The organism is Pseudomonas japonica (assembly GCF_900188455.1).
In the GTDB taxonomy this organism is placed as follows: Bacteria; Pseudomonadota; Gammaproteobacteria; order Pseudomonadales; family Pseudomonadaceae; genus Aquipseudomonas; species Aquipseudomonas japonica.
Genome location: NZ_FZOL01000007.1, coordinates 198,238 through 222,837, shown reverse-complemented (window position 1 = coordinate 222,837; position 24,600 = coordinate 198,238). Strand labels below are relative to the sequence as shown.

The following is a 24,600-nucleotide window of genomic DNA, read 5'->3' as shown; positions in this document are numbered from 1 at the left end:
TCAGCCCCGGTTGCGTTGGAGGAAGTCCAGCAATACCGGGAAGTAGGCCGTGGGCTCCTCGTAGAACGGCATGTGGCTGCTGTTGGGGAACACCTGCAGCTCGGCCTCCTCGAGCGCCAGCTTCATGCGCATGGCGCAGGCCGGGGTGAGCTCGTCGTGCTGGCCGGTGGTGATCAGCACCGGCATGCGGAAGTCGCCCATCTCCTTCAGGCGGTTCCAGTCCTTCAGGTTGCCGGTATAGAGGAACTCGTTGGGGCCCTGCATTGTGCAGTACGGGCCCATGTTCCAGTCGCCCAGGGAGCGCTGGACCGGCGCCGGCCATTCGTCGAGGCGGCAGACATGGCGGTAGTTGAGCAGGGTGATGGCGGCCTGGTACTGCGGGTGGTCGAGCTGACCGAGGGCTTCGAAGCGCTGCATCATCGCCACGGTTTCGCTGCCGAGGGCGCCGCGCAGGCGGTCCAGCTCGCTGGACAGGTGCGGGATGTCGCCGACGGTGTTTTCCAGGATCAGGCTTTTCAACGCTTGCGGGTGATGGATGGCGTACTCGATCGCCAGCCAGCCGCCCCAGGAATGCCCGAGCATGTGCACGCGGCCGAGGTCGAGGGCCTGGCGCACCGTCTCCACTTCGGCGACGTAGCGGCTGATGTTCCACAGGGAGCGATCGTCGGGGCGGTCGGACGCGCCGGTGCCGAGCTGGTCGAAGGCGACCACGCGCAGTCCCTTGTCCTTGAGCCATGAATGGGCATCGCGCAGATAGTCGCAGGGCAGGCCGGGTCCGCCGTTGAGGAGCAGCAGCACCTCGTCGCCTTCGCCGTAGCTGTAGGCCACGAGATTATGGCCATCGACCGAAACGTCGAACTGCTGGTCTGCTTGGATCTCACGCCACATCGCTACTCTCCTGTCGGCAATGGTATTCGGCTATACCCTGCGCAGGAGATTGCTTCGCCTACAAGCTAGTATTTCCTATAGGTTTCGTCTGGCAGTCCCGCGCCGAGCCGTGGCATTCTACTTGGCGGACTTCAAGATGGAAATCTGGCAGGGGTACACACACAGGGAGAGCAAGGAATGCGGGCCAAGCTGGCTGATCTCAATGCCCGTCTGTTGTCTGGCAGGAGCCTGGACGAACAGATGGACGTCGCCGCGGAGGTGGCGGCGGAACTGGGCTTCGACGCCCTGTCCTACGACTACACGGCGGTCCCGCTGGACCACGTGGGCGAAGTGCTCACACCCACCGTGGTCAGCGTGCGCAATACCCCCGCTGACTGGGAAGACCTCTGGTGCTCCGAGGGCTACTACCAGATAGACCCGGTGCAGCACCTGGCGATCACCTCGATTGCGCCATTCGTCTGGTCCTACCGGCCCGAGGACGAGACCGTCCTGCAACGCCACCTCGACCGCCGCCATGCCCCCGTCAGCGGCTACCTGCAGGATGCCCAGCTGGGCTGCGGTGTCACCGTGCCCATCCACCTGCCCCGCGGCGGCCTCGCCACCCTGACGGGGTTGCGCACCCACACCAGCGAACGCGACCTGGCCGAAGCCCGTCATTTTCTCTCCGACTTCAGCCTGCTCGCCCATTCCCTGCAGGAGGCCGCCTATCCGCTGCTATTGAAGGAAGGCGCGAACAAGGCCATCCGCCTCACCCGGCGCGAACTGGAATGCCTGCGCTGGGCCGCCGAGGGCCTGACCGCGGCGGAGATCGCCGAACAGCTGAACCGCTCGCTGGCAACCATCTCCCTGCACCTGACGTCGGCCATGCACAAACTTGGTGCAAGAAATCGCGTGCAAGCGGTAGCCCGTGCCGTGCATTACCGGCTTCTTGATATCTGACGGCGGAAAAATCGCGAAAACCTAGAGAATTCTCTAGTTATGCACTGACGCGCTGGCGGCTATCGTGTGTCCTACAAATTCACACGGAGCCCGATGAAATGGAACTCATCAAATCGCGTGAAGGCTTTGCCCCTTTCGGCAGCTACCAGACCTGGTACCGCATCACCGGTGACCTGGAGTGCGGACGCACTCCGCTGGTCATCCTGCATGGCGGGCCGGGCTGCACCCATGATTACGTCGACGCCTACAAGGATGTCGCCGCCGGTGGCTATCCCGTCATCCACTACGACCAGTTGGGCAACGGCCGCTCGACCCACCTGCCGGACAAGCCGTCGTCGTTCTGGACGCCGCAGTTGTTCCTCGACGAGCTGGACAACCTGCTCGAACACCTGGGTATCCAGGAGCGCTATGCGGTTCTCGGCCAGTCGTGGGGCGGCATGCTCGGCAGCCTGCACGCGGCACGCCGCCCGGCGGGCCTGCGCTGCTTCGTGATCGCCAACTCGCCGGTGGACATGCGTGTCTGGGTCGAGGAAGCCAACCGCCTGCGCGCCGAACTGCCACCGCAAGTACAGGAAACCCTGCTGCGCCACGAAGCCACGGGCGACTTCAGTGCCCCGGAATACATTGCCGCTACCCGGGTGTTCTACGACCGTCACGTCTGCCGCCTGGACCCATGGCCGGACGAGGTGGTGCGGACCTTCGAGCAGGTCGATGCCGATCCGACCGTGTACCGCGCCATGGCCGGCCCGAACGAGTTCCACATCATCGGCAACACCAAGGACCTGAGCGTCCTCGACTGCCTGGGCAAGATCAACGTGCCGTGCCTGCTGATTTCCGGGCGCTACGACGAAGCTACCCCGCTGGTGGTCAAGCCGTTCATCGACATCATCCCGGGGATCCGCTGGGCGCTGTTCGAGAACTCCAGCCATATGCCGCACGTCGAAGAACGAGTGGCGTGCATGGGCACCGTGGTGACCTTCCTCGACGAGAATCTCTGATTTCCCTTTGGCCGCCTGGCGGCCAGTTTTTTTCCCTTGCTCAGGCCTGTCGTGGCGTTTCGCCCGGTGGGCCTGAGTTCTTTGTGGCGCCTACAACCTCGGCATCAGTCCGCCCAGCAGCAGGCGTGCGGCATTGCTCGCCGCCGCGTCGTAGTCCATCGACTCGCCGGACAGCCCGGGCATCTGCCAGCCGCGACTGACGCAGGACTGGGCCATGGCCCAGATGGTCAGCAGGGCGTGTTCCGGGGTGACGGGGGCGAGCAGGCCACGATCGACCCACTGGCGAATGTCGGCCAGGCTCTTCTGGGTCTGCACCGTCCAGCGCGTGAAGAATTCCCCCGGCAGGCGCCGCGCGCCTTCGCGCAGCTCTGCCATGAACACCTTGGCGGCGAACGGCTGGCGCTCGAACAGGCGGATCATGCGCAGCAGGGTCTGGGTCAGTGCCTCGATCGGCGTTTCGTCAGCGTCCGTCACCGGCATGCAGGCATCGAGATAAGAGGGCGCGATGTCCTCCAGGACCTTGGCGTAGATGTTTTCCTTAGACTTGAAGTAGTAGTGCACGTTGGACTTCGGCAGCCCGGCCAGTTCGGCGATGGTGGCGACCTTGGTCGCGGCGTAGCCCTTGTCGGCGAAGGCCTCGCTGGCGGCATCGAGGATGGTGCGGCGGACCGAATCGTCGGTCTCGCCAGGGGGCGTGCTGGCAGCCCGCGGTGCATCGAGGCGGGGATCGAACGGCATGATGTACATCGCGAATTCCTTCTGGGTACCGACAGGACCGGGGGCGGGACTCGAAATATACAAAAATATACAGCGGTAGTAGAGGGCTCGCTGTATTCAAATTTATATAGCGAGCCGGTTTTGCCGATGGCGCTGCTCTACGGCAGTAGCCTGGCGCCGCTTCTGGCCGGCACTTGCTTCGCGGCCAATACAGGTCATGCCAGTGAATGTCCGGGGGGCGCTCCGTGCATTCACTGGCGAGAGCGACTCAGGCCGTTTCCAGCGTTTCCGTTGTGTGTGGGGTGGGCTGTTTTGACGGAGTGCACTGCTGGAAGTTGTAGTCCTGGCGTGGCAGCCGCCGGGTGGCGAGCCAGTAGCGCCAGGTGGACCAGGGCCACATCGCGAAATTCTTGCCGTCGCTCTGTTGGTACCAGCTGACACAGCCGGAGGTCCAGACGGTGTTCTTCAACGCGTCCTGGACCCTTTCGTTGAAGCGACGTTGAGCGTCGGGCCGGACATCCAGGTAGTCGGCGCCGCGGGTGCGCACTGCCTGCATCGCGTCAAGAATGTAGTTCACCTGTGCCTCGATCATGAAGAGGATCGAGTTGTGGCCCAACGCAGTGTTTGGACCGACCAGTTGGTGCAGGTTCGGGTAACCGGAAACATGTATGCCCAGATAGGCCTCGGAACCGTCCTTCCAGTCGTCCATCAGTTGGCGCCCCGGCAGTCCGCTGCAGGGAAAGTCCTTCATGTACAGGCGCGGGTCGACCTGAAAGCCCGTGCCGTAGATGATGCAGTCGGCCGGCAACTCGCGACCGCTTCGCATCACTACCGAGTGCTCTCGAATCTCGGCGATGCCGTCGTCGATCAGTTCGACATTGGCCCGGTTGAACATCGGATACCACTTGTTGGAGATCAGGAGGCGCTTGCAGCCGAGGACGTAGTCAGGGGTGAGGCGACGGACCAGGTCCGGATCACGTACCTGGCACCGGATGAAGAACGCGGCAAGGCTTTGCAGGCGCCGCGCCAGCCAGGGTGTGAAGATCGGCCACACGCGCGATTCATTGGTCCAGTACAGGCGGGCGCGGTGCAGTTTGCGCAGGAGTGGAAAGCGGGCGAACAAGGTTTTCTGCCATTGCGGATACTTTCGGGTGTCGCGAGGGATGACCCAGGCGGGACTGCGCTGCAGAACGTACAGCTTTTCAACATCGGGGGCGATTTCCGGGCAGTACTGAATGGCACTGCCACCGGTCCCGATGGAGACGACGCGCTTGCCCTTGAGGTCATAGTCGTGGGCCCATTGCGCCGAATGAAAGGTTTTGCCCTTGAAGCGTTCCATGCCTTTCAGGCTGGGCATCGAGGGGACGTGCAGGGGTCCCGAGGCAAGGACTACATGATGCGCCACGATCTCATCGCCACGGGTGGTACTCAGGTGCCAGCGGCCGGTCGAGTCATTGAAGTGCGCCGCGCAGACTTCACTGTTGCCGCGAATGTAACGACGCAGGTCATACCGTTCGGTGGTGTCGAGAATGTATTGCTGGATCTCATGCCAGGGTGCGTAACGCTGGGTCCAGTCCGATTTACCGGCGAAGGAGAACGAGTACAGGTGCGATTGGACATCGCAGGCGGCGCCGGGATAGCTGTTGTCCCTCCAGGTGCCGCCGACTTCGTCGGCTTTCTCCAGAAGCAGGAAATTTCTCTCGCCCCGTTCGAGTAACTGGATGGCAGTACAAAGGCCACCGAAACCGGCTCCGATGATCGCAACCTCGACATGCAGTGGCGAGGCGCAGGCAGTAGGCGACGAATGGGTTAGACGGGCATTCATGAGACAGCTCCATTGTTGTTGTGCGTGACGTCCATTTAATGGGCTTTGTTTTTGTGTGGGTATGTTAGTGTCGCGGGGAAAATTGATCTTTTCGGCAAGGCGCTCATGACAACCCAACCCGTACTTGCGCTGCTCTACCTGTTCAATGCCCTGCGCAGCCAGGGGCAGGATCTTTCTCCTCTGCTGGCCGACCATGGACTGACCGAGGCGCAGTTGGCCCCCGGTGGGCGTATCGAGCGGGGATTGGCGCTGCGGCTGATGTGCGACCTGGCCAGAAGACTGCCGCGGCTGGACCAGGGGCTTGAGCTTGGGCAGGCCTTCGGCTTCGCCGGTTATGGGCCGGTCAGTTTCCTGTTACTGACCAGCGAGACGGCCTACGCCGCTTTGCAGTGCGGCTTGCGCTATCAGCAACAGACGTTCCTGTTCAGCCCGTTGAGTTTCGTCCCCGGTGAGCGTGAAAGTGCGCTGTGTCTCGATCCGCTCGATCTGCCAGAACCGGGGCGCCGCTTTTTGATCGACGTCGAGATGGCGGGTACTTACAAGCTGATTCTCGATCTTCTATCCACGCAGGGCAGGAAGGGGATTGCCACGCGAGTGGAGGTGCCATATCCGGCGCCGCCGAATGTGGGGAGCTATGCCAGCTTCTATGGCTGCCCGATGCACTTTGGAAGCGATCGCGCGCGTATCTGGATGCGCAATGACGTGCTTCAGAGCCGCCTGCTCACGGCGGATCCCACGGCGCACGTCTACTACCGTGAACAATGCGAGGAGTGGCTGAGGGGCAAGTCCCATGAGCCGGACAATGCTGACCTGGCGGCCCAGGTTCGAAGTCATCTGGCACTGTTTCAGCAAGGATTTCCTGCTGCCGATGAAGTGGCACGTTCATTGGGCATCGCGGAGCGTACGCTGCGCTTTCGTTTGGCGGGGGCGGGCAGCAGTTTTCGTCAGTTGCTTGACGAGGCGCGCTTCGCGCGGGCACGCCGGCTGCTTGGCGATTCGCAGCAGTCGGTGGAGCAAGTGGCCGCGTCGCTCGGCTATGCGGAGTCCGCCGCGTTCATTCGCGCATTTCAGCGGTGGGCCGGGTGCTCGCCGGCGGCATGGCGGCGAGCACAGCGGCCTTGACGGCACGATTCAGGCCAGGGAATAGAAGCCACTGGCGTCTACTTGAATCCGGCCCTGAGCCCGTAGTTCGTCCAGATGCTGGAGGATGGTCCGAGCCTCTGCATCCGCTACCCAGGCCGCGTCATAGCCGGGTGGATACAGCAGGCGCTTCTCGACCAGTTGCGGCAATGTCTGCGCGCGCTCATTCAGCCAGGTGAGCAACTGCTGTTCGCGTTTTTCCAGTTTGCCGGTGAACTCGGCGAGATCATGAAGAAAGCGTGCATGATCGGTATAGACGCCGCGATGGTGCGATGTGACCCAGACCTTCGCCGGTATCTGCGCCAGGCGTGCCAGGCTGCGTCGGAAGTCCTGCAGGTTGGAACTGGCGTCTCCGTAATAAGGTCCGAAGCCGGTCAGGTCGATGTCGCCGATAAAAAGAACACCCTCCGGCTCGACCAGCAGCGCCGTGTGTCCCGCGGTGTGGCCGGGCATGTGGATGGCGTGGATGGTGGACTGACCGACATCCCAGGAAGCGCCATCGGTATAGCCCAGCGCGTCTGGACGGGGAGCGTAGAAGAATTCGCGCTGGAATTTTTGCAGTGTCTCCTGAGCGCGGGCTTCGTCGCTGATACCGAAGGTGGCGAGCATCCCCTCCCAGCTACGTGCCGCTTCGAGGTCGGCCTCATGCACGTAGACACGAGCATTGGGGATACGGTGAAGGCCGGCCATATGGTCTTCGTGCACATGCCCCATGACCACCAGTTCGGTCGCGTCGAACCGGGGGCCGATATGGTTCGCGACGATCGGGGTGTCGAAGGCCGCGAGGGTGTCCGAACCGCGAACGATCACTTGATTGCCATCCGGGTACTTGCCGTTCTTTGCGCCGAAGAACACCGATACACGGCCGAACTCCAGGCATTCGACAGGCAGTGGTGACCGGCTTCTGTCGCTGCTCGCATTCACGCTGGACATTCTGGTGATCTCCACTCAGACGAGCGGTAATTAGGTACTACAAAGTTGGCGCCGTCAGGAAACAGGATTTGGCGCGTGAATGTGGCGTGATTGGCGAGAGTGGTGGTGCTGGTGTGCTATATCGCCGGCGTGTTTGCCCGTTGCGAAATGCAACGCCGTAAGGACGAGAACAAGCACGCCGAATGCAAAGCCTGCGCTGACTGCCTGAAAGAGTGCGTGATCCAAGGGGTAACGCGGCCATCCTCGTGACGGTGGCCGCAAGAGCACCGTCACGAGGATGGGGGGCGATAGCGATTTTACATCCGCCATTCCAGTCCAAAGAACACGCTTTGCCCATCGCCTGGGAGAAATTGAGCGCTGTCCTGCCCCTTGGCGTCGGCAATCACCCCAGTCGTAGCGACGTAGGTCTTGTCGGAGAGGTTGCGCCCTTCAACGAAGAAGCCCAGTCCTGTCGCCGGCCGATAACCACCTTTCAGGCCCCAGATTGCATAGCCATCGGCATACAAGGTTTCAGCGTGGTCCACGTTGTAATGAGTGGGTACCCACTCGAATGTCGGCCCGACGTACCAACCATGCAACTGCCACAAGGCTTCGCCCTTGATAAATTGCCGTGGGACACCGGCCAGGCGGTTATCGCCATAGACCTTGTCACCATCGAAGCGAAAGTCATTGAGCAGGTACTGGCCGCGTAGGACGAACTGGCCAAGAGTCCAGGTTGCGCCCAATTCAATACCTTGGTGAATCGTATGCTCGGCGTTCACTGTTCCCAGTGGCTGGCCACTGCTGTCATTGAGTGCGAGCAGTTCGTCATGGATTTCGCTGCGATACACCGCGAGGTCCAGGTCGAGGGTTTCACGCGACCAACGCATTCCGACTTCCAGGGTATTGGCTTTTTGCTCGTCGTTCTGGGTCACCACCTGGCCGCCGGTGAGTTCACTGAAGGTCGGCGGTTCCAGGCTTTGGCTCAGGTTGGCAAACATCTGCACGCCTTCGGCTAAATCATGGCGTACACCGATGCGACCGATATAACCCTGGTAGGTGGCGTTGAACGACTCATCTTGTGGTAGGCAAAACGCCGAGACGAAAGCGTTGCACTTGAGGCGGTCGTCTACTTCGCGTTGCTGATGCAGCCACGCAGCACCACCGATCAGCGCCCAGCGCTCGGCCACCGGGATCTCCAGTTCGCCGAAAGCATTGAGGTTGCGCGCGGTCTGGTGCAGTTCGTTAACCTTGCGTCCTTTGTGCCCGGAAACATTGATATAGCGGGAGTCCCAGTTACGTCCCTGGCTGGCTTCTACACCAACGATCGACCGCCAGCCTTGTTCGTTCTGCCACTTGTGGGCCAGTCGCGCTCCATAGTCTTCGCTGTTGATATCGAGTACTTGGAATATTGGGTGGAACAACGACTTTTCGCTGTAGTAAGTCGACAGTTCCAGGCTGTGGCCACCTTCCAGCTGCAAGGTGGTGATGTTGCCGACGCGGTTCAGGAGGAAATCACGTTGCTGATCGCCGCTGATGCTAGCTGCTGACGCCTGCTTGGGATCTCTGCGCATTTGTGCCTTGGTCAGATTACCGGGCAGATCGGAGTCGCTCTCCACATGGGTCAGGTAGAACCGAGTGGCCAGGCGCTCATTGATGCGCCCGCCAAGGTTGGCAAAATAGCGCTGGTTATCCTGTTTGGCGTGATCGCGGTAGCCATCCTGGTTTGAATCGGACAGGCTCACGAAACCATCCCAGTCACCAAAGTCCTGGGCAAAAGAAACATAGCGGCGCTGGTAGCCAAAACTGCCGCCCTCGTAGCGCAGGTCTACCGGTGGCGCGGTCTTGCCGGTGGGCGTAACGAAGTTGATTGCGCCGCCCAAGTTGGCCGCGCCGTAGCGCCAGGCGTTGGCGCCGCGCAGCACCTCGATGTGGTCGGTGGCCAGTGGTTCGATGGTCTGGAAGTCGAAGCTGCCGTCGGCCAGGTTGACCGGAGCACCGTCTTGCATCAGCAAAAGGCCCCTGCCGTGGAAGGTGCGTTGCAGGCCGGAACCACGGATCGACAGCCGCGATTCTTCTGCGCCGAACCTCGGCTGGATGAGTACGCCTGTGGCCAGGCCTAGAGCATCCTGCAGGGTACTGCTGCGGCCGGTCTTGTAGGTTTCGGCGTCGACCACCTCGGCACCGCCGGGGATGCGCGAGAAATCGGCGCGTTTTTCGCTAATGGTTGGCGCGGTCGGGTCCTTGCGGTACTCGTCGTTGACCAGGGTTTCTCCGAGTTCAACTTGCTCGGCGGATGCAAGAGGGATCAGGCCCAGGCTCACAGCCAGGCTCAGCAAATGGATACGGCGCATCGCGCGCTCCTTACTTCAGTTTGTAGTCGTTCGGTTTGGCAGAGAGTGTTTTTCTGGCCAGCTAGCACCAGCTGAACCATTCAGGCAGGCGCACGCAGGTGCCCGCAGTGAAGGTGCAGATGTGAATGCGTCGAACGAAACTAAGGAGCGCGGGGGTTGGCCGGGGGCCAAGTGACGCGGGGAGAAGCATTGGTTCGTTGCTCAGTAGCGACGAAGGTCTTGCCAGGTGAGCGCAGTAACCAACTGAGACAGAGCAGCGCCGCAATGCTCAGGGTGACGACACTGCACAACGGGCAGCCCGTGCTGGGCATCGGAACAGGACTTTGCGAGTCACCGGTATCGATGTTCGGCGCTACTCTGGAATGGTTGTCGATCGAGCAAAAGATGCCACCGATTCCCAGTTCCAAAGCGCTCTGCTGGCCGTGATTGATGCTGCACACCAATGCGCTGTACACGACACAGGCATAGAGAATCCAAGCGATCAGAGAGCGATGACGCCGAACAACACGCATGAAGGTGACTCTGTGGATAAGGTGGTTTTTTGTTGTTTCTTATCATGGCCACAGTAAATGGCTTTTTGCTAGCCGATTGATGTGTGCCCACCCATTGAGGTGTCCGGGGGCATTAGACCAGCACACGATGGGCGTGTCGAACGCCGCACGCATGTCGGAGCCGTGGATGAGCACCTGGTTTCCGTCCGGATACTTCCCGCTCTTCTCGCCGAAGAAGACAGAGACTCGGCCGAAATCGAGACGTTGGATGGATACGTGCGAAGCGGGATGGCTTGCTGCCGGGTCCATGGTGGCTTCTTTCCTGAATTGGCAGTTCTTCTTTGACGCCCCGAATGGGGATTCAATGGGGCTGCGGCCTGCCACAATGCCAGCCCCATCGACAACAAGTGCTGTCAATGGCCAGCGCCACCCAATGCGCGAGCAATGTCACAGGCAGCCTTGGCGCCAGTCTCGATGGCACCCTCGATGCCACCGACACCAATCGCCGCGATATCCCCTCCGGCAAAATGGATGCGGCCATGGGGCCTACGCATCTGGGGAACCACCTGGGTCAGGTTGCCAGGACGGTGATGAACCCATCCACCTTGTGAGAAGGGATCGCTCGCCCAATCATGCCAGGCGGTTTCCAGCACTTCGATATCCGGGACGAAGACCCGTAGTGCTCGCTGCACGGCGTCGTGGTCATTGCCATCGAGCGCCGACGCATCCGAGCAGAAGCATACGACCAGCGTGTCGCCGTCGTGACGCCATTCGGTACGGGCGGTACTGATGGGATGCTTGCCGACCGGGGCGTGGCTGAGAAAGGGTTCGATCTCGCCTTTGACCCGCGCCCAAATCTTGCTCGGCATAATCGGGTGCTTCTGCTCGACCATGGCGCGTACCGCTTGTGCAAGCGGCGGTTCGATGGAAACGTCGCCCAGCGTGTTGAGGGGGAGTGCCACCACTGCATGCCGCGAGCGGATACGCTGTCCGTCACGGGTGGTCACGATGACTTCGTCCCCATTGTCCTCGATCGCAGCCACCGGCGTAGACAGGCGAAGTTCGGCTGTCGAATCGGCAGCCATCGCGCTGAGCAGTCGTCCGGTTCCGCCTTCGATCGGCCAGTGCCCGGCCACTTCCATGAAGGCGTTCCAGTTGCCGAAGTAGATCGCGCTCCAGAACAGGAACTGGGCAAGCCCTTGTTCGCTCTCGGAGCTGATCAGGGTTGCCATCACGTTGACCAGGAGATCACGGTCATGGGCGGAAAGGTTCAGTGAATCGATCCGGTCTCCGATGGTCTGCTGGTCGACTGTACTGGCGTCGATGCCCTCGATGTCGTCCACCTGTGGAAAGTGCGCTCGCGCGTCGGCAAAGAGCCGGGCGATCAGCGGGTCGGTCAGCCGGGCGAATTCAGCCGGGGTTCCACAGTGCACCTGGCTGTTGGCGAGCCAGTAGGATTTGGCAATCGGCAGTGGTGTTGCCAAGCCAATGCCGTATCGCTTGAGCTCTCGCCAGACATGCGCCTGGGTCCAGTGCACGTAGGTGCCGCCCAGCTCCAGCCGGCGGCCGAATGCTTCGCCCAGGTGGGTGCGGCCGCCGATGCGGTCGCGCGCTTCGAGCAGCGCAACCGAGTGGCCCGCCATGCTGAGGTCGCGGGCGGCGCTCACGCCGGCGAAGCCAGCGCCGATCACGACGACGTCGTACAGATCTGTCATATGACTTTCTCTTCGAGAGGGAAGGGGTAAGTGCCGCTTAGGCGGTGCGTACTTTGCGATTGATGCGCTCGTCCATGCTGTTTGCGGTCGCGAATGCCCCGTTGACGGCACACCAACGCAGTGGCTCGGGCAATGTCGATGGCGTGTCGTGGCTCATCAGCATCGTCAGCAGCGAGTTCTCGACGCCTCGAATTCGCTCGGCGAGCATGTGTCCGACCAGGCCCTGGGTGCCGAGACCATGCCCGGAACAGCCTGCGGTGTAGTAGATGTTCCGATGGGGTCCGGTTGTACCGATGACGGGTAACGTATCGTTGGCAAAACTGATGTAGCCGCTCCAGCAACTCCTGATGGGGATGCCCTTCAAGGTCGGGAAGCGCTCGTGCAAAGCCACCCTCAGCGCCTGATAGTGACGGTGCTCAGGCGTGCTCGGTGTTTTCGAGCCATAGGCATAGCGCAGCCGCTTGGTCGTCAGCACGAGTGTGTTGCGTGCCGTCAGGCGGTGGCTTTCCATGGTCAAATGCGCAGTGGTTATGCCTTCGCGTCCCGGCCAGCCCAGTGCCGCCAGCTGCGACGAGGAAAGAGGTTCCGTCTCGATTGCCGAGACCCGCAACGGCACCATCTTGTTGCCGAGCAAGCCGAGCTGCGGCGTATAGGCGTTGGTGGCGAAGATCAGCACCGGTGCGCTCGTGCTGCCTCGCGGAGTCTGCACCTCGATAAGCGGCCCTTCGGTATAGGACAGCAGTGGCGTGTTCTCGTAGAGCCGCACGCCAGCCCGAATGGCCGCACGCCGCAGCCCCAGGACGTACTTGCCTGGGTTGAGCGTGCCGCCGCGCGGCACGTAGCTACCGAACAGGAACGCCGGCGGGATTCCGCGCGCGCGCATCTCGGCTTGATCCAGAAACTCCGATGAACAACCGAGCTCGGCGCCGATCCGCATGTTTTCGCGCAGTCGCCTTTCCTGGGAGGGATCGACGCCGGCGCGGATCAACCCCGACTGAAGATAGTCGCAGTCGATCTCGTGCTCTTCGAACTTCGCTTCGGCGAAAGCGACGCCTTGCTCGTAGAACCGGACGACCTGCCTCGCTTTCTCGGTGCCGATCTTCTTGAGGAAGAAGTCGTATCCGAGCCCTTGCCCGCCGGCAAGATAGCCCGCGTTACGCCCGCTTGCGCCGAAGCCGGCGAATTCACGTTCGAGGACGACCACGCGGGTTCCTTGCCTGGCAAGCTCCAATGCCGCGCAAAGGCCGGCCAGCCCAGCGCCAACGATCACCACATCCGCAGTGACATTGCCTACCAGATCCGGCTGCAGGTCCTCCGGCTTTTCTTCCCATCCGCCCAGGGTTCGATACTTGTCGTCGAGTCTGGTCATCGCACGGCCTCTTTCCATTGTTTCAGCTTGCACGCATTGCTTGGCCGAATTGCCCTGGCCACGGTCACGCTGGCGAGCGCAGCCCCAGCCCGCGCAGCGTCGTACAGATCGGTCATGAAAATTTCCCTCCTGAGTCGGGCAGGTGAGATGCCAGTGTTCTGCGTGCTCCCGAGCCCGGTTGCGATCCGTCTGCAGCGCCGAGTTCCTGGCCAGTGACCAGGTCGAGCGAACGCTTCGTGGTACGAGGCCCATAGAGGACGACAGGGATGGCGAAAATGACGTAGCAGGCCGCTGCGGTGAGCATCACGCTCTCGATACCCCCGTTGGAGAAGAGCGCTGCGCCCAGGACGCCGGAGGCGGCCCCGCCGAATCGGCCTCCGGACATCACGATGCCGCTGCCCAGGGCACGCAACCGGGTGGGAATGGTTTCCGGGATATAGGTGTAGTAGGCGTTGATGACGAGCCCGGTGATGATGGCGGTGGCCCCGCCCGCGACTATGACCACTGTGCTGTTGGTCGAGAGGCCGAGCATCACAAGCGGTATCGCGCTGAGGATGGAGGTAGCGAGGATGGTTGTCTTGCGCTCGAACCGGTCCAGGAACAGGTAGGTGAGGAATGGCGTGACGCAATACACCAGGTTCCAGGCGAACATGGTCCGGTACGCTTGGTCCTCAGTGTATTGGAGGCCATGGATGAGTGCGTAGACGCCCCAGTTCGCGAACAGGTAGTAGGCCAGGCTCGAGCCGAAATAGCCGACGGTGACCACGGCCATGGTGCGCAGCACGGCTTTGTTTCTCAGGAGCTGGCGCAGCGATGGCTCCTCGACCCTTTCCAGGTTCGCAACCTGCGGTTCGCTCAGCGGGCCGTGGCGTAGTGCTCGCGCTTCCAGCTTGCGGACGATCTTCTCGGCGCGCTCGATCTGCCCCCGCGAGACATACCAGCGCACCGATTCCGGCAGGACGTAACGCACAATGGGAGCGATCAGCAGACCGACACTGCCGGCGAGGAGCAGGTGACGCCAGGCGTTGGGGCCACCATGGGGGAGAAAGAACATGGCGAGTGCCGCCGCACCCACTCCGGCAACCACGAAACCCAGCGTCACGATGGACACGAAGCGGCCACGCGCCTTGCTCGGAAACATCTCGGCGATGTACACGAGCAGGACCGATGTGGCCGCTTGTACGCCGATGCCCGTGATCACACGGGAGATCAGCATGATCTCGAAGTCCGGCGCGAACGCCGTCGCCAGTGCTCCCAGGGAGTAGAGGACGGTGGACCAGACGAGCACGGAGCGGCGTCCCCACTTGTCCGAGAGCCTCCCGCCCACCAGTGCTCCGATCACCATTCCCACGAAGAAGGCGCTACTGATGAAGCCGATCTGGTCCAGGCTCAGGTCGGTGTGCGTTTTAATCGTCGGTATCGAGTAGGCAAAGATGGCGTTGTCGTAGTACTCCAGCATCAGGTTGGCCGCAAGTAACAGAGCCCAGATGTAGTGAGTGGCCATCACTGGCAAGCGATCGAGCCGGGCCGTCAGGTTCAGCGGGTTTTCGTGGGGAGCGGATTGCCCCGGGCCGTCAAGGCGGTTCATGGTTGTCTCCATCAGTTTTTTGTATTTGTTCTGTTGTCTTCTTGATGAAGCTGTACCGACGCGTGATTACGGACGATGAGACGCCAGCAGTTGCGCCAGTGCGTCAAAGCGCCATTCAGCGGAAATCCTATGGCGGTATCAGTCGGCACCGCTGCCGGCCACCGCGACGACGCGGATTTCGATCAGGAACTCGGGGCGAGCGAGCTGGCTGACACCGATGCCTGTCCACGAGGGGTAGCGGTCGGAGATGAATTCATCCTTGACCTTGATGAATTCCTGGATGTCGCCCCGCAGATCGGTATGGAACGTCATCAGCTCGACGATGTCGGCCATGCTGGCATCCGCTGCTTCGAGGACGCTTTTCAGGTTGTCGAATGCCAGCCGGGCCTGTGCCTCCATCCCATTTCCCACCGCCTGCGTTATCCGATCGACTCCTACCTGACCGGACACCCAGATCAGATCGCCGACTCGGGTTGCTTGTGAGAAGTGGAGTCGGTCGTACAGCTCCTCGGTATGCGGTGGGTTGATCATCAGTCGTTTCATGTTCGAAATACTCCTGGCAATGCTCAGATCAGACGATTTGGCGGAAAATGGGCGAGCGGAACGGTTCTCCCTCGTTGAGCTTGGCCATCTCTTCGGAGAAGAGGACGCCGTTGCGTGCGTATGTCGGGTTCGACGTCGGTAGGCAGCGGAACTTGGCGTCGTCACCGAAAAAGCGCAGCACCAGTGTGTGGCGATCCGGGGTATCGGCATCGACAGCTGCGCCGCCGTGCAGCGAACGTGGGTGAAGTAAAACGACATCACCGGGCGTGATCGGCCAGGAGATTACGTCCCAGGCGTTGGGTTTTTCCGCGAGCTCCTTGTCGATGTGCGGCAGGCGAGGCAGGGAGCCGTCACCGTAGAGCGGGTCGGTCGGATCCTCTGCGTTGGCGAAGCTGGCCCCGTCGTACTGGATGCCACGGTGCGAGCCACGTACGATCTCCAGCGAGTTCCGCTTGGGAATCTTGTTGAAGGTGATCCAGGCGTTGCCCCAGTGCTCGCCGGCCCAGGGCAGGTTCGCGGTGTCCTGATGCCACGGCCCGCGACCGCTCTTGCCGCCTTCCTTGACGAACACCTCCTCGGCGAAGTACCAGACATGCTCAGAGCCCCAGAGCTCCTGGAACAGCTTCCCGAACGGGAGCGTCATCACCAGATCGTCGTACTTGTCCTTGACGACCGGGTTGGCATTGTCGATGTGGGTCTGCAGCTTGGTCCCGTCGAGCGCCTGGAACTTGTACGGCCCTGGGTTGGCAACGTTCCACTTGAACGCCTCGTAGCACTGCGCCAGTTGCGTCTCGTCGAGGCAGTTTTCGACAAGGACGGCGCCGTCATTGCGAAAGGCTTTGCGCACTGATGGGGTGATGGGCATGGGGAGTCTCCTTTTTTGTCGGGGGTGTAGGGAGCAGACTCACGGATAGGGCCTGGCAAGGTGAATGCCTCCAAGTGGGTATTCGGTATTACCCCCCCCCCCTCAGCGCTGAGGGCCCGGGCGGTGCGCGTTTACGCTATCGCTGGCCGGGGTCGTCGTCCTTGCCGGCTTCTGACGGGCACGGTGGTCCGCCAGCGAGGTGATCTGGTCGTCAGTCAAATGTGCAGCGAACGGGCTTGTTTGCGGGCTGTGAGGGGCTCTTTGGCTAGGGCGCGCAACGGGTCGCGATGTACGAGGCAGGGTGAACGCTGAGGACTGGTCCGAAGTGGTGGCCCGACGCGAGAGCCGGGCTCGGGATCGATTGCCTTGGCTTAAAGCAAAAGACCGAGGGCCTTCGCACGGGCCGTCGCCATCGTCCGGCTGCTGACTTTCAATTTTGAGTTGATGTGCTTGGCGTGGGTTTTGACAGTGTAGGGGGACAGCGAGAGGATTTTTGCGATCTCGACGTTGGAGTAGCCCTTGGCTATCAAGCTGAGTACTGCCAGCTCGCGCGGGCTTAGCAACTCGACCTCTGGCGCCGGGGCTGTCGGCAAGGCCGCGATCGGCCCCGCTTGCAGGCTGAGCTGGAGGGTTTCCGTATGGGGTCCCATGAGCAGGTTATGTTGTCCTTGGCGTAATGCCATGGCGGCCGCGGAGGCCAGGAGCCGTTCTGCCTTGTGCAGGTCTCCCCTCAGGCGGACAACTTCGGCCAAGGCGTGTTGGGCCTGGCAGACGATGATATTGAACGCATTGCCCTCGGCTCGTTGCAGTAGCTGGTCGAGTAGCGTGCTGGCCTCGCCGAAGGAACCCCGGGAGCATAGTACTTCTGCTTGAAGGAAGCCCACCAGGGCGTAAAGATCGGGGTATGTACTGGGCGGAGTGAGGGCATGCTCGCCTTCGTACTGCTCGCGTACGCGGGAAAGCAGTCGGGATGCCGAGTCGTAGCGATCGGCCTTCATCCAGATCCTGACGGTGCACAGGTCGAGGACCCCTCTATAAATCACTTCGGCGACGTTCCAGGAATGCATCAGTCGTTGCGCATCCGCCAGTCGCTGTTGTGCCGTTGCGAAGTCGCCATTGTTAGCATCGAGCTGCGCAAGCATCGCCGGGGCGTGGCAAGCCACCGGATTACGGCTTGCACAAGAGAGCAACAAGCCTTCTTCCAAGGCGTCACGAGCCTGCCTTTCTTGTCCGGTCAGAATCAGAAGCCAGCCGCGCCGGATCAACGCCGCACCTTGCAGAAGTGCCGAGCCTGGGCCTTGGACCAGGAGTTGATCGAATTGGTCCAGTGCCTGTAGAGCCCGAAGCAGATTGCCGGCCAGTTCCTGGATCAGTACGTCGTCCAGCATCAGCAGGCACTCGAACAGCGTTTCTCCCTTGCGGCGCGAAAGCTCGATACCCTGGTGTTGAAGGCGCTTGGCCGTCACAACGTCACCCAAGGTGAGGCTGGCACGCGACAGGCACGAGAAGCAGAGAATCATTTGCGCCCAGCGCTCATTTTCCGCCAGGCGCTCCAGAGCCCGGTATCCGGTTTTTTGCGCTTCCTGAGCGTGCCCTTGATGCAGAGCCAACTCGGCGCTCAGGGCGAGGTGCAGGTCGATGTCTTGCTCTGCAATGAGATGGATGGTGCGCTCGGCCTGCTGCAGGCGTCCCCCCAGCAGCAAGGCCCTGGAAACGACCTCCAGACCTTGCGGGTTTTGTTCGATCCAGGTGAGGCCAAGCCGGTCGATACCTTCCAGGAGGTAGTTCAGGTTCTGTCCGGAATACAGCTCCCGTAGGGCGATCTGGCCTACGGACACCAGCCCGCGTGAGGTGTCCGGGATGGCCAGCGTGTAGCGGAAGGCTTCCACGTGGGCACCGGCCAGGTGTAGCCATTGGCTGGCGGCGAGCAGGGGAGCGGCCTGGTCGGGGTAGCGCTCCTGCAGAAGCCGCTTGAGTGGTTCGAATAGCGTGAAGCGGTCCGTTGAGCCCGACAGGTGGCGGAGGAACACCTGCTCGCGGCGCAGCTTGCGCAAGGCCATGGGATCATCGGCCAGGAACGCGCAGAGCGGGGCGTCGACGAAAGGTGCCTGGGCGATGATGCACAGGAGAGAAAGCATCTCCGCCGGCAGGTGTTCCAGTACTTCGCTGTCAATATAGTCCTGCACCAACGCATTGCGATGCAACAGGCCGAAGGCTCTGTCGACTCCTGACTGCAGTGACAGCAGGTGCAGGCTGATGCCCGCTATCCAGCCATCGCTCTGTCGCTGTAGCTCCATTGCGGAGATGCGTCGGCTCATCCTGAGCTGAGAAAGCAGCAGCTTTGTCTCGGCTACGGTCAGCGCCAGCTCCTCTGCATCCAGCAGGGTGAGTTCGTCGGCCAGCAGCCACCTGCCGACTCTCCAGGAGGGAAGGCGACGTGTGCAGACCAGCCACTGGAGCGTGCAGGGACAGTGCTCGAACAGATGCTCGAGCCATTTATCCGTGGTTTTTTCCGGGCAGTAGCCATCCAGTACGACTAGGCCCTGTTTTTGGCGCTTCAGCACCTCTTCTACCGATGGCGACAGTTCATCGAGGTCCAGAACCTCGGCGAATCGGCCCTGGAGTTGATCAAGGCCTTTCTCGGTACTCTGCAGGTCGAGCCACAGCAGCGGGCAATGCGACACGCGTGCAGCGAACTGCCGGGCCAGTTCGCTCTTGCCGAACCCTGCCGGCGCGCACAGCAGGCGAATGCGCCGACCAGAATCCAGCTTTTCCAATAGACGAGGACGAACAAGCAGGTCGGTCGCCTTCGACACTTCATCAGAATGGGTCATGTTTTCTGCTCTCCCGTTTCCGGGTTGAGGAGGTATGGGAAAGTCCCGGTGACAGCATTCATTCCACCGCCCGGCAAGTGCTTCAGGTGGAAGGCGCCGAGCGATTGCCTTTCCACTCGTCATTCATCTGGGTCTTTTGAATCCTTAGTCCCGTCCAAGGCGGTTCCCCCCGGACCGGCATATCCTCAACGGACCCCGCTCTTGTGCAGCGCCAAAGGCGTGAAGTCACTCATTCTCGCCGTGAAATCATACTCCAAGCTGCGGCTTTCCTCGTTCTTCATGTCCGGCGCGAAATATCGGCCGGCCAGCAGGTTGTACAGTACTTTTAAGCGTGTAGCCCCATGTGTTGGCGATTGAAGTAGCGCATGGCAGGGCCCTCCTCGACATGCCAGAGCTGGCCACGACCGTAATATTGCTCGGACAAGGCAATTTGCCGGCTGCCCTCGTCCACGAGGAAGACACGCTTGGCGTAATTGTTCCGTTGTCCTTCGCGCACTTTGGCCTCGCCCCCTGATCCGGTGCAGTTCATGGCGAGTCAGGTCCTGGTTGATGTGCCCGGGTTCGATGACCTCGTCGTACCTGAGCGCAGGTGAGGTCAACTGGTAACTGTTCTATGCACTGTACGAAATGAGGTGTCGTAAACACCGCCGCCAGCAGGCCAATGCTGGCCATGGCCGCATAACTTGTTGCGAGCTTGCGGCATCGTTTGCGAGGCCTGCCCCAGCCGGTTGGAACCTGGACACCATCGAGTAAGGGTTGAGCATGCGAAATATCGCTGGCTTGCCCGCCAGAGAGAGTGAAATGCAGTGGCACACCTCGGGCGTCGCAGACCCTATGAATTTTCGTCGTTAACCCTGCCCGACTTCTCCCAAGTGCGTGGTCCGCTGGTTCTTCCGCCCCCCTTTTTGGCCTGCCCCAGAGGAAGCCCGGGTTGCTTTGACTGCCGTTGAATCAATGCACCAGGTGTCCAGATCGATCAGCCCTTGTGCGTTGAGTTTGACGTGCATCCGCTTGAGCATCTTGTTGAAGATGCCCTGATTCCGCCAATCCCGAAATCGCTGATAAACCGTGGACCAAGGACCGTATCGCTCAGGCATGTCTCTGCGCCGCGCTGCTGCCTGACGCTCAGCCTCTCGTTTCGATTCTCGCTCTGCATCTCGGGCTTCCAGGGGATCAATCCCCGTCGCGAGAAGTTTTCGTTGATCCGCTGCGAGCTGGCGCGCTTGGCTTGGGGGAATGGTCGGGAGTGGGCCGAGCCCCATCTCGCAGACTCCTCGCCTTACCCACACCTTCACCCACACTTTGGCGATGGATTCTGCCAATCGTAGGTGGATGCCTTGAGACAAGGCTACGCCTCAAACCCTTGATTTTCTAAGGTTGGTAGATCTTGGTGGATTTCTGTAGGCATTAAAAAGCCGGCTTGTGGCCGGCTTCTCGGGGACAGTCTTGGCTGGCTTTTGGCAAGCCGCAACCGCCTTCAAATCGTTGGACGACACACTGGGATGTCGTAGGGCGAGGGCTGTGTGAGGCCTCGCCCGGCCCGTGACGTGCAAGCGGCAGTCAGGGGCGGAGGTGGCGCGTAGCATACTGGGAATGACTCGCAATGCCCAGCAAAAAATCCACTAGTCCGGGCGTTCGCCGCGGAATTGCGCCCACCAGAACACCCAGCCGAGGACTTCCAGCTGCTGGCTGCGCGACTGGCCGATGCTGTAGTTCTCGCAGGGAAAGCCCTCGCTGTCATGACTGTGCAGGCGCAAGGCGCCGTTGCCGCGCTTGCTCAGGCTGTTGATGCGCAGATGGCCATTGTGCAGCACGGCATAGAGCTCGCCGTCGACCACGCGGGTCAGGCCGAGGTCGATGGCCAGCGGTGCGCCGTAGGGAATCAGCGGGGTCATGTTATAGTCGGGCATGCTCAGGCCGACGGCCTGGGCCGGATCGACACCGAGGCGGTCGAGGACATGACGCGGCAGGCTCAGGTAGCGCGCCTCCACTGCTTCCAGCTGGCAACCGCGCAGGTAATGGAATGGCACCTGGACGTCGTTCTCGCCGTAGGCGAAGAGGGCGCTGTGATCCGGTGCTTCGTTTCGACACTGGCCGGTATCGCCGCGATTGATCCGCGGCAGGGGGATGCTGTGCTTGGGGCCTTCGCCGGTGCGCAGCCACTTGCTGCGTACGCACAGCAGTTCGGCGATTTCATCGAGCCGGGCCTGGGGCACGCCACGATGGAACCAGTTGTTCACATGCTGGGGGGTTACCTTGCGTTGCGCCGCGAAGTCCGAAGCACTCAGGTTGCACTCGCTCAGCAGGGCCTTCAATCGATCACCGGATGTATTCATGCGCTCGATTCTAGAGGCCCGGGGCAAGGCTTCCTATAAACATTCGGTTGAGGGATCGTCGGGTACTTTTAGGGTGTGATTACAGTAGATGCCGACAATCTTGTAGGGCTTTTCTCTATTTATGTCGTATTCACTTTGTTCGGATGGTTCTGCCGTCCGCGCCAACAAAAAAGCCCCGCGAATGCGGGGCTCTTTCGTGGCAAGGAGACTCAGCCCTTGTAGGCTGCGACCGACTTGCTGATCTCGGCGCGGGCAGCGTCAGCGTTGCCCCAGCCATCGATCTTGACCCATTTGCCTTTCTCGAGATCCTTGTAGTTCTCGAAGAAGTGCTTGATCTGCTCCAGCAGCAGGGCTGGCAGATCGGTGTATTCCTTCACGTCGACGTACAGCTGCGACAGCTTGTCGTGCGGTACGGCGATGATCTTGGCGTCGCCGCCGCCGTCGTCGGTCATGTTCAGCACGCCAACCGGACGGGCGCGGATCACCGAACCCGGGGCGACCGGGTATGGGGTCACGACCAGCACGTCCAGCGGATCACCGTCGTCGGCCAGGGTGTTCGGGATGAAGCCGTAGTTGGCTGGGTAGAACATAGGGGTGGCCATGAAGCGGTCAACGAACAGGCAGTCGCTGTCCTTGTCGATCTCGTACTTGATCGGCGCGTGGTTGGCCGGGATCTCGATGGCGACGTAGATGTCGTTCGGCAGGTCTTTGCCAGCCGGGATCTTGCTGTAGCTCATTGGGCGTTGCCCCCGTGTTTGACCAAAAATTGGCCGCGATTATAGGCACATTCGCCAATGCTTGCCACGCCCGCCCCGATGCTTGACCGTTTCACTCCACGGCATCTTTGTAGAGTGGATGGCTGGCCTGCAGCTGGTGCAGGCGCGCCAGCGGATCCTGGCGGTAAAAATGGCGCAACTGCGCGTAGACCGTGGGGTATGCCTGCATCAGTACGTCGGGGGCGCTGAAGAAATATTCGCTGGTGACGGCGAAGAATTCCGCCGGGTTTTCCGCGGCGTAGGGATCGATGGCGGTCTCGGCGTCGGGGTTGCGCTCGAGCTGGCGGTCGAGGTCGTCATAGGCCTGTTGCATGGCCTCGGCCCAGTCGCTGACGTGCATGTCGCCGTGCAGCGGCGGCAGGCCATTGGCGCCGCCGTTGAGCATGTCCAGCTTGTGCGCCAGTTCGTGGATCACCAGGTTGTAGCCTTCCCAGCCGCCACTGGCCAGCACACCGGGCCAGGCCATGATCACCGGCCCCTGTTGCCAGGCCTCGCCGCTGTGCTCGGCGTCCCACTCGTGCTCGATGCCGCTGCTGTCGCGATAGCGCTGCGGACTGAGGAAGTCGTCGGGGTAGAGGATCAGTTCGTGGAAGCCCTGGTACCAGTTCAACTCGCCCAGGTGCAGCAGCGGCAGTTGGGCCTGGGCGGCGAGGAACAGGCGCTCGGTGTCGTCCAGTTCGACGCCGGGCAGGCAGGTCAGGTGCTTGTCGGCGAGAAACAGCACGCAGGCTTCGCGCAGCCACAGGTCCTCGGCCTCGCTGATGCCGTCGAGGATCGGCAGGCGCTCGCGCACCTGCTGCCATCTCTCCGGGTCGATCGGATGCCGCGCGATCGTCCGCCGCCGCCGCCAGGCGCTGAAACTCCACATGGTGGTCGGTCAGTGTGCCTTGGCCGGGCCACGGTTCATGCGGCCGCGGACCACGCCGATGATCACCGGCAGCAGCGACAGCAGAATAATGGCAACGATCATCAGCGACAGGTTCTGCTTGATGAACGGGACGTTGCCGAAGAAGTAGCCGAGGGTCACCAGGCCGCCGACCCAGAGCACGGTGCCGGCGACACTGAAGCCGAAGAAGCGCGGGTAGGGCATCTTCGCCACACCGGCGACGAACGGCGCGAAGGTGCGCAGGATCGGCAGGAAGCGCGCCAGGGTCACGGTCTTGCCGCCGTGGCGCTCGTAGAAATCATGGGTCTGCTGCAGGTAATCGCGGCGGAAGATCTTCGAGTTGGGGTTGCGGAACAAGCGTTCGCCCGCGGTTCGCCCGATCACATAGTTGGTGCTGTCACCGAGGATCGCCGCCAGCATCAGCAGGCCGCCCAGCAGCACCGGGTCCATGCCGCCGCCCGCGGCCACGGCGCCGGCGATGAACAGCAGGGAGTCGCCAGGCAGGAACGGCATGACCACCAGGCCGGTTTCACAGAAGATCACCATGAACAGGATCGCGTAGATCCAGGGACCATAGTTGTTGACCAGCAAGTCGAGGTAGGCGTCGAGATGCAGAATGAGGTCCAGCGGGTTGAAATCCATGTACAGCACCTTGTTCAGAACCCGGTCTTGCGGGCGTGCGATGGCTGGCAGTGCGAGGGCGTGAGCGCTACCTGCAGGGGAGGTAAAAATTCACACAGGGCGAAGGGAATCATTATACGGCTATGAGGGGATTCTGCTTACGCAGTTTGTAGCTGAATGTGCGGGGACGGGCGCTTGCAGCACGCCTTCGAGGTTTGTAGAGGCCTTGTGGGAGCTGGCCGGCCAGCTCCCACAAGGGGTTGTGCAAGCCCTCAGTTGATCGGCAGCACGTAGCTCTTGAACTCGGTGTCCTCGCGAAAACCGATCGACTCGTAGGTGCGCATCGCCACCTCGTTGTCGCTGCTGGTCGATACGCGCATGCGCACGGCGTTGGTGTCCTTGGCCATGCGCTTGGCTTCGCGCATCAGGTGGTCGGCCACCAGCATGCGGCGCGAGTCTTCGGCGACGTAGATGTCGTTGAGGATCCACACACGCTTCAGCGACAGCGAGGAAAAACTCGGATACAGCTGGCAGAACCCCATCAGTTTGCTGTCATCGTCGTCCGGCAGGGCCAGATAGATGATCGACTCGCCGCGTTCCAGGCGCTTTTGCAGAAAAGCGCGGGAGCTGTCCGGATAGGGCAGTTGCCCATAGAACTCGCGGTACTTGACGAACAGCGGGGCGAGCAGGTCCAGGTGCTCAAGGGTTGCTTGGATGATTCGCATAAGCAGGCCTCGTGTTTCGTTGGGAATGGCGGCGAATCTCGGGCAGCCGTCGCCCCAGATGCTGCCTAAAGCGGAAAA

At 61.5% G+C, this 24,600-nt stretch carries 21 protein-coding genes and 1 pseudogene; 3 read left to right on the top strand and 19 right to left on the bottom strand.

All coding sequences use genetic code 11. The features are described from left to right. A complete protein-coding gene (locus CHB99_RS11560) occupies positions 1-888 on the bottom strand; it encodes a proline iminopeptidase-family hydrolase (protein ID WP_042123644.1) in 888 nt (295 codons plus the stop codon). 177 nt (positions 889-1,065) lie between these two features. Here CHB99_RS11560 and CHB99_RS11555 point away from each other — a divergent pair, with 177 nt between their 5' ends. Continuing rightward, positions 1,066-1,827, top strand: coding sequence for a LuxR family transcriptional regulator (locus tag CHB99_RS11555; RefSeq protein WP_042123647.1), 762 nt, complete (start codon positions 1,066-1,068; stop codon positions 1,825-1,827). 98 nt (positions 1,828-1,925) lie between these two features. After that, positions 1,926-2,825, top strand: a complete 900-nt coding sequence (locus CHB99_RS11550; RefSeq protein WP_042123649.1) for a proline iminopeptidase-family hydrolase — start codon at positions 1,926-1,928, stop codon at positions 2,823-2,825. A gap of 90 nt (positions 2,826-2,915) precedes the next feature. Here CHB99_RS11550 and CHB99_RS11545 read toward each other — a convergent pair whose 3' ends face one another. Both CHB99_RS11545 and CHB99_RS11540 read right to left on the bottom strand, forming a co-directional pair. Beyond that, positions 2,916-3,572, bottom strand: a complete 657-nt coding sequence (locus tag CHB99_RS11545; protein WP_052419411.1) for a TetR/AcrR family transcriptional regulator — start codon at positions 3,570-3,572, stop codon at positions 2,916-2,918. A 238-nt stretch (positions 3,573-3,810) separates the two neighbouring features. Further along, complete coding sequence (locus tag CHB99_RS11540; RefSeq protein ID WP_042123651.1) at positions 3,811-5,367, bottom strand: flavin-containing monooxygenase; 1,557 nt, start codon at positions 5,365-5,367, stop codon at positions 3,811-3,813. A 105-nt stretch (positions 5,368-5,472) separates the two neighbouring features. Here CHB99_RS11540 and CHB99_RS11535 point away from each other — a divergent pair, with 105 nt between their 5' ends. Further along, positions 5,473-6,489 (top strand): AraC family transcriptional regulator, encoded by a 1,017-nt coding sequence (locus tag CHB99_RS11535; RefSeq protein WP_042123653.1) that lies wholly within the window; start codon positions 5,473-5,475, stop codon positions 6,487-6,489. A gap of 9 nt (positions 6,490-6,498) precedes the next feature. Here the strand turns inward: CHB99_RS11535 and CHB99_RS11530 are convergent, their stop codons facing one another. The 16 genes and pseudogenes from CHB99_RS11530 to CHB99_RS11445 all read right to left on the bottom strand — a co-directional run bounded on the left by CHB99_RS11530 (position 6,499) and on the right by CHB99_RS11445 (position 24,522). Further along, the gene (locus tag CHB99_RS11530; RefSeq protein ID WP_170946378.1) at positions 6,499-7,440 is read right to left on the bottom strand and encodes an MBL fold metallo-hydrolase; all 942 of its coding nucleotides are present in this window, start codon (positions 7,438-7,440) and stop codon (positions 6,499-6,501) included. A gap of 296 nt (positions 7,441-7,736) precedes the next feature. Further along, the gene (locus CHB99_RS11525) at positions 7,737-9,773 is read right to left on the bottom strand and encodes a TonB-dependent receptor family protein (protein WP_042123655.1); all 2,037 of its coding nucleotides are present in this window, start codon (positions 9,771-9,773) and stop codon (positions 7,737-7,739) included. Positions 9,774-9,913: 140 nt separating this feature from the next. Beyond that, positions 9,914-10,285, bottom strand: a complete 372-nt coding sequence (locus CHB99_RS30560) for a DUF2946 domain-containing protein (RefSeq protein ID WP_084702650.1) — start codon at positions 10,283-10,285, stop codon at positions 9,914-9,916. A 392-nt stretch (positions 10,286-10,677) separates the two neighbouring features. After that, positions 10,678-11,979, bottom strand: a complete 1,302-nt coding sequence (locus CHB99_RS11510; protein WP_042123659.1) for a flavin monoamine oxidase family protein — start codon at positions 11,977-11,979, stop codon at positions 10,678-10,680. Positions 11,980-12,016: 37 nt separating this feature from the next. After that, complete coding sequence (locus CHB99_RS11505; protein ID WP_042123661.1) at positions 12,017-13,348, bottom strand: NAD(P)/FAD-dependent oxidoreductase; 1,332 nt, start codon at positions 13,346-13,348, stop codon at positions 12,017-12,019. A 112-nt stretch (positions 13,349-13,460) separates the two neighbouring features. After that, the gene (locus tag CHB99_RS11500; protein ID WP_084702653.1) at positions 13,461-14,936 is read right to left on the bottom strand and encodes an MFS transporter; all 1,476 of its coding nucleotides are present in this window, start codon (positions 14,934-14,936) and stop codon (positions 13,461-13,463) included. A 138-nt stretch (positions 14,937-15,074) separates the two neighbouring features. Next, entirely contained in the window at positions 15,075-15,479 is a 405-nt protein-coding gene (locus CHB99_RS11495) for a RidA family protein (protein ID WP_042123663.1), read from the bottom strand. 28 nt (positions 15,480-15,507) lie between these two features. Then, positions 15,508-16,344, bottom strand: coding sequence for a phytanoyl-CoA dioxygenase family protein (locus CHB99_RS11490; protein WP_042123665.1), 837 nt, complete (start codon positions 16,342-16,344; stop codon positions 15,508-15,510). Between the two features lie 371 nt (positions 16,345-16,715). Beyond that, a complete protein-coding gene (locus CHB99_RS11485) occupies positions 16,716-19,178 on the bottom strand; it encodes a LuxR C-terminal-related transcriptional regulator (RefSeq protein ID WP_042123666.1) in 2,463 nt (820 codons plus the stop codon). Positions 19,179-19,503: 325 nt separating this feature from the next. Further along, complete coding sequence (locus CHB99_RS11480; protein WP_042123668.1) at positions 19,504-19,707, bottom strand: DUF1329 domain-containing protein; 204 nt, start codon at positions 19,705-19,707, stop codon at positions 19,504-19,506. A gap of 161 nt (positions 19,708-19,868) precedes the next feature. Then, a pseudogene (locus CHB99_RS11475) lies at positions 19,869-20,524 on the bottom strand (IS5 family transposase); the annotation flags it as partial. Positions 20,525-20,800: 276 nt separating this feature from the next. Continuing rightward, entirely contained in the window at positions 20,801-21,514 is a 714-nt protein-coding gene (locus CHB99_RS11465) for a LexA family transcriptional regulator (RefSeq protein WP_042123670.1), read from the bottom strand. Positions 21,515-21,723: 209 nt separating this feature from the next. Beyond that, positions 21,724-22,251: an inorganic diphosphatase gene (gene ppa / locus CHB99_RS11460; RefSeq protein WP_009397414.1), complete on the bottom strand. Its 528-nt coding sequence runs from the start codon at positions 22,249-22,251 to the stop codon at positions 21,724-21,726. Between the two features lie 91 nt (positions 22,252-22,342). After that, a complete protein-coding gene (locus tag CHB99_RS11455) occupies positions 22,343-23,158 on the bottom strand; it encodes a M90 family metallopeptidase (RefSeq protein WP_042123672.1) in 816 nt (271 codons plus the stop codon). 9 nt (positions 23,159-23,167) lie between these two features. After that, positions 23,168-23,818 (bottom strand): DedA family protein, encoded by a 651-nt coding sequence (locus tag CHB99_RS11450; protein WP_042123675.1) that lies wholly within the window; start codon positions 23,816-23,818, stop codon positions 23,168-23,170. 251 nt (positions 23,819-24,069) lie between these two features. Next, entirely contained in the window at positions 24,070-24,522 is a 453-nt protein-coding gene (locus tag CHB99_RS11445) for a GNAT family N-acetyltransferase (protein ID WP_042123677.1), read from the bottom strand. Positions 24,523-24,600: the final 78 nt, after the last annotated feature.